The organism is Bacillus sp. JJ783 (assembly GCF_036963225.1).
Taxonomy (GTDB): domain Bacteria; phylum Bacillota; class Bacilli; order Bacillales; family Bacillaceae_G; genus Bacillus_A; species Bacillus_A cereus_U.
The window spans coordinates 1-5,032 of sequence record NZ_JBALMG010000250.1 but is presented as its reverse complement, the minus strand read 5'-3'; the positions used below and the strand labels follow the sequence as shown (position 1 = coordinate 5,032).

Sequence of the window (5,032 nt, the reverse complement as noted above, 5' to 3'; positions counted from 1 at the left end):
GGAAATAACTTTATATTCGGACTCATTTTACTATTAATCGGAATTGGTATTTTAGGTAGTGGTATGCAAAATGTATTGATTATTCAAAGGGCTGGATCGGATTATATTTTTTCAGTGCCATTCTTTGAAAAAGCTAAATTGGAAACTATTCAAGATTGTATTGCCGAAGCATTAGCTTATGATACAGATAAAACTGATTTAAATTTATTTTTCAATAAAAAATAAAAAAGACGATAGGATTTCCTATCGTCTTTTTTCACACTTACGCAAACAGAGACGTATTCGCATATAAAGCTGGTGAGCCACCTGAATGTACGAATAAAATGTTGTCTTCTTTATTAAATTTACCTTTTCTAATTAAGTCGATTAGTCCCGCTACTGCTTTACCTGTATACACTGGATCAAGTAAAATACCTTCTGTTTTCGCAAGTAACTGTACTGCTTCTACCATTTCCGCTGTCGGTAACGCGTAACCTGGTCCTACATATTCATCAAAACATGTAACAGCTTCATGCGAAATAGAGTTTGGAATACCAACGTGAGCTGAAGTTTCATCTACAAGTTTTGCTACTTTCTCTTCTTGCTCCGCTTTTCCTCTACTTACGTTGATTCCGATTACAGGAATTTTGCTTTGCGTTCCGGAAAAACCAGTAATTAAACCCGCATGCATACCAGCGCTACCACTTACACAAACAACTGAACTGAAATCAATTCCTTGTTCAAATGATTGAGCCATAATTTCTTGCGCACAAGCAATATATCCCATTGCGCCAGTAGGGTTCGATCCACCAACTGGAATGACGTATGGTGTATTTCCTTTTTCACTTACTTCTTTCGCTACTTTATGCATCTCTTCCATAAGGTCTGTTCCATTTGGCACAACAATTACGTTTTCAGCACCTAATAAATGATATAAGAAATAGTTTCCGTTAAAGTCTGGCTTTTCTTCTGGCTCAAGCCCTTCTTCTAACACAAGAATACATTTCATTTTTTCTTTTACCGCAGCTGCTAATGTTAGACGGCAATGGTTGGACTGAATACCTCCAGCTGTAATTAACGTATCTGCACCTTTTGCCTGTGCATCCGCAACTAGAAACTCTAACTTTCTCGTCTTATTACCACCAGCTGTTAAACCAAGTAAATCATCTCGCTTAAAATAAATAGTTGGCCCACCAAGTGCCTCAGAAAAATTGTTTAACTTTTCAATTGGTGTATATGATTCTGTATATTTTTTTCTCGGAAATTTAGCTAAATTCATTGTAACGCTCCTTTTGTACTTCTTTCACAATATATGTAACGATACTATTATTACATGTAAAAATGATGAAGTCACCTTTCTGGATTAAAAATGTATTAGAATTCGGTAAATGCAATTTATATCAATGATTTTTAACTCCAGTACGGTAAATGAAATTATATGAACGGTTTTCTTAATATATCGTTCATAACTTGAAATATATCAACGATTTTTTCAAGTTATCGATTCAACGACAAAAATATACAAATAGAGGCCCGTTTCTCATCAATCAAAAAAGAGCCCAAACATTTAAATATGGGCTCTCTCCAATCACTTATTTGCCGAAAAACGAAGAAGTTGCGTTAATCCTACTTCTAAATTCATTTCTCCTTTATGGCGTACATATACAATCTTGTCCCCATCAAATTTTGGCGGGTTTGCTGTATAATACGTATGCCACTCATTCGTTCCTTCTACAGAGTACTCCATATATTCAGTAGCACCAACGATTACATTTTTATTATCATCTGCTGTTACATCTGGTGCCATTTGTGCAATTTTTGCGTCACTAATTAATAAGTTCTTTATGCCCTTATCCCGTTTATAATCGTAAGCCGTTACGACAACATCGTTACCGTATGCTTTCACTTGCAATCCTTGTTTGAAAGAAGATCCATCCGGAGCAGTCTTCTCTCCGCCATTTGGTCCAGCTGACATCCAGCCTGTTTCAATTCCGCCCGTATTTACAACTGTAAATCCTTTTTCATCTCCGCCTGCAATTTTCTTTTTACCAGCCCAGTCTGGTAAGTTTAAATCCCAATGTGTATGGCTCGTGAAGAAAACAACTTGCGGATAATCTTTTAATATATCGTACAATTTATCAGCGTTTAAATAGTCTTGTAAATACGGATTTTGTCTTGATCCAGATACCGTATCAGGTAAAACGTGATGAGAGAAAATGAAAATTGGTTTATTTTTATCTTTTTGACTATACTCTTCTAAATTTTGTTTTAACCATCCTAATTGCTCATCACTCATATATACTTCATCCCACATTTTCGAATCGTGGTATTTCATATATTTTTCAGTTCCTAAAAATAAAAGCGGATAACCGTCTAACTCTTTTTTATGATATACCTTATCTTGTCCGCTAAATTTTAAATATCGATTAAACAATGTCTCTTCCGTTACACCATTTGGCCATGTATTTTGAGAGAGTTTTCCATCAGCTGTCCATTTCCCAGCGTAAAACTCATGATTCCCAACCGTTGACCATACATTCTCCGGGTGCTTATTTTTGTTTAACACACGCTTCACATCATCATATTGTGACTGCTGTCCAGTTGGCGTTATATCCCCATTCATAATAAGCGCTCTAGAGAGTGGCGTTACTTTATTCATATCTTTTAATACGTGATCAAAATCCCCTAAATCCCCTTGAATGTCACTAATAACATTAAACATCGTAGCTGTTTTTCTTACTCGCTCTTTCTCTTCCGCGTGCATTGTAAATGTCGGTAATAATACCGCCATAACAGCTAATGAAGCAACTGCCTTTTTCATACAATTTCTCCCCCTAATAATAGAATGTATAAACTGACATGTTCTGCGTTCTCTTAGTTGCTTGTCCAATTCATATTATAAGGAGGGATTGTAAAGATAGATGGAGTAAAAATTTAAGTGTTTTTTAAGAGATTTTGTCTTTTTTTGCAATCCACAATTAGCGATTCGCGCCAATCCAGCTTTCTAGCCTTTAACATTAAATAAATGTAAATTCATATGATAAATCTTTTAGTTTCCGTTACATAACCACAACAAAATACGCTACTTTTTTAAGTTCTCTTCATTTAATCCGAATAACTCTGGTAAAGTAAAACGTCCACCTTTTCTGTATATTTTTCAAAAAAGAATAACATTTTTCCCGTTTATAGATACAATCTCATTTATTTTTCTCGGTGTTCCGCATCCCATTCACTTAAATAAGATGCATACTCTAATTCATCTGGATCATCATGTAACATAGAAATAAACTCTAATTTATTCCCATCACAATCCAGAAAGTATACACTAGCAGCTGGCATCCATCTTTGGACAATTGGCTCTTGATTTCCTTTTCCTTGGCTTCCTACCACTTCTATTCCACGACTCTCTAACCACAATTTAGAAGTCTTTAGAAATTCTAAATCTACACCAAAAGCAAAGTGTTTCATCTCAAACACATCAATATTATGTACCTCCCATAGCCCAAGCATTTGCTTTTTACTTTCTCCTATCCAAAAGAAAGCCAATTTTCTTTTGGATAGTTTTTTTGCTAATGCTAACCCTAACTTATTTTGATAGAAATCTATCGCCTTTTCTAAATCTCTTACGTGTAAATGAGTTTCATATATATTCTGTATCATTCTACTTGTTCCTTTCTTTATTAATAACAACGAGTTAAATAGTTACTGTAATTTAAAATCTGAAGTATGTATAATCATTGTAATATATCTCCAAATCTGATACATCTATTTACTATTTTATCGAAATAGATATATGATAAATCCAACTGAGGTAGTAAATTCGAATAAAATTTCTACTACTTTTGTAGGTGAACTCTCCATTAAGTTCAGATGAAAAAACGCAATTCTTTTAGTAAGAATCGCGCTTTTTACTCTTGGGGGAGTTAATATTTTTAAGTTGATGGATGTGTAGCGATATCCCTATCAGTAATCTTTATATTAGCAGTTATGCGTAACTTCTAACTCATTATTAGCATAGATTGTTCCGTAAGTAGCACAAAGTAACATTCCACCACAAACCTCACTACTCACTTGAAAGTTTATGTTATCTTCAAATGTATCTATACTATTAGCTCTAATTGTACCTACAAGTTTTTTGAAATCCAGAACCGGTAAATATTTCGTTATAATTTCATAGCTTGATAAATTATCTTCATTGTTATATGCATTATATTCCTGAATTTCTCTATAAATCGGACTTGGACTATACGGATCATGTTGCAATTGTCCATTTTCATCTTCGAATTTTTTTATTTCTTCTTTTACTATATAATCTGGATAATCTTCACTACTTTCATCTTCATCACCAAATTCCCAAAATGGATATTCTATATCACATAAGTGCGTTACAACCCACATTAGAAATTGCTCATTTATAAACCCCACATTTGTTTCTAACTCTTTGAATCTATTACCATAATATTTTGTAGCTTTTTCTACCTTCTCTTCTTGAGGCATATTATCCGTTGCCCCTGTTATATCGCATCCATCTAAATCTATAAAAATGCTATTGAATTTACCTAAAATGCCTAAATCAACAGTTTTACTCCAGTAAGCTTCACCATCTCTATCGATTATTATCATAATATCCTCCATTCTGCTCTGTTAGTTGCATAAGAAAAAACACTTCCATTAGTACATAACTTGCCCCTCATTAATCCTCAATTTCAATTCCAGCTTGTTTAAATGGTTCTAATACTTTTGGATAACACATTGAAATATATTCCACTGTTTTTAAATTTTTTAAATTTTGAAATCCTTCAACAGATATTACATCAAATAAACTGTCTTCACCATCCCAATCTGGCTTTAAGATATGATAAATTTCATTTCCTCCATCAAAGCAAAGGGATTCAATCTTTTCCAAATCACTTGTTTCCAAAATTAACTCTTCTAAAAAATCTCTAATTTCAACAATTGGCCCAGCTCCTGAATACCATTCGAAATTATTCGTATACTTTTCTATTAAGTCTTTTAATTCTTTTAAAAATAATGGCTCTTTATCTAATAAAGC

5 protein-coding genes and 1 pseudogene are annotated in these 5,032 nt (G+C 33.5%); 1 reads left to right on the top strand and 5 read right to left on the bottom strand.

What is annotated here, in order from left to right:
• Positions 1-225, top strand: a pseudogene (locus tag V7038_RS29160) (hypothetical protein); the annotation flags it as partial.
• Between the two features lie 37 nt (positions 226-262).
• Here V7038_RS29160 and V7038_RS29155 read toward each other — a convergent pair.
• The 5 genes from V7038_RS29155 to V7038_RS29135 form a co-directional block, all read right to left on the bottom strand.
• Positions 263-1,258 carry a D-cysteine desulfhydrase gene (locus V7038_RS29155; protein ID WP_078174899.1) on the bottom strand — a complete coding sequence of 332 codons (996 nt, stop codon included), beginning with the start codon at positions 1,256-1,258 and terminating at the stop codon, positions 263-265.
• A 309-nt stretch (positions 1,259-1,567) separates the two neighbouring features.
• Complete coding sequence (locus tag V7038_RS29150; protein ID WP_335696067.1) at positions 1,568-2,800, bottom strand: DUF4073 domain-containing protein; 1,233 nt, start codon at positions 2,798-2,800, stop codon at positions 1,568-1,570.
• A gap of 380 nt (positions 2,801-3,180) precedes the next feature.
• Positions 3,181-3,639, bottom strand: a complete 459-nt coding sequence (locus tag V7038_RS29145; protein WP_327818517.1) for a VOC family protein — start codon at positions 3,637-3,639, stop codon at positions 3,181-3,183.
• Positions 3,640-3,957: 318 nt separating this feature from the next.
• Positions 3,958-4,602 carry a hypothetical protein gene (locus V7038_RS29140; RefSeq protein WP_335696066.1) on the bottom strand — a complete coding sequence of 215 codons (645 nt, stop codon included), beginning with the start codon at positions 4,600-4,602 and terminating at the stop codon, positions 3,958-3,960.
• Between the two features lie 70 nt (positions 4,603-4,672).
• On the bottom strand, positions 4,673-5,032 hold a 360-nt coding region (locus V7038_RS29135), incomplete at its 5' end, for a DUF6892 domain-containing protein (protein ID WP_335696065.1).

What these genes read in the sequence shown, in the direction of transcription:
- V7038_RS29140 (WP_335696066.1), bottom strand. Translation starts at nt 4,602, where the DNA reads ATGATAATAATCGATAGAGATGGTGAAGCTTACTGGAGTAAAACTGTT.
- V7038_RS29145 (WP_327818517.1), bottom strand. Translation starts at nt 3,639, where the DNA reads ATGATACAGAATATATATGAAACTCATTTACACGTAAGAGATTTAGAA.
- V7038_RS29155 (WP_078174899.1), bottom strand. Translation starts at nt 1,258, where the DNA reads ATGAATTTAGCTAAATTTCCGAGAAAAAAATATACAGAATCATATACA.
- V7038_RS29150 (WP_335696067.1), bottom strand. Translation starts at nt 2,800, where the DNA reads ATGAAAAAGGCAGTTGCTTCATTAGCTGTTATGGCGGTATTATTACCG.